The organism is Parendozoicomonas verongulae, assembly GCF_009711465.1.
Lineage (GTDB): Bacteria > Pseudomonadota > Gammaproteobacteria > Pseudomonadales > Endozoicomonadaceae > Sansalvadorimonas > Sansalvadorimonas verongulae.
This window is the reverse complement of the sequence record NZ_SMME01000466.1, coordinates 596-811: the sequence shown is the minus strand read 5'-3', so window position 1 is coordinate 811 and position 216 is coordinate 596. Positions and strand designations below refer to the sequence as shown.

Here is a 216-nt window from a genome sequence, read left to right as displayed (position 1 = left end):
TCGCCCATATCAACAAAAACAGATGCAAGACCCAGTTCGATAGTTTTGTTCCCACAGGGAATATTCACCTGCCCTCCGGCCGCCCAGGTGCGCAGCTGGATAAAGATGTCCCGGGCCGTTCTCAGGTCGGCCGTACCCCCCATAACCTGGAGATGCCTGCCCAGAGCTAATTCGACTTCTTTGTCCTCACAGGGGGTGTTCGCCTGTCCTCTGGCT

At 56.5% G+C, this 216-nt stretch carries 1 protein-coding gene; it reads right to left on the bottom strand.

The window, feature by feature from the left end; translation table 11 throughout:
• Positions 1-216: hypothetical protein (locus tag E1189_RS22570; RefSeq protein ID WP_196220916.1), on the bottom strand; the 216-nt coding region annotated here is incomplete at both ends.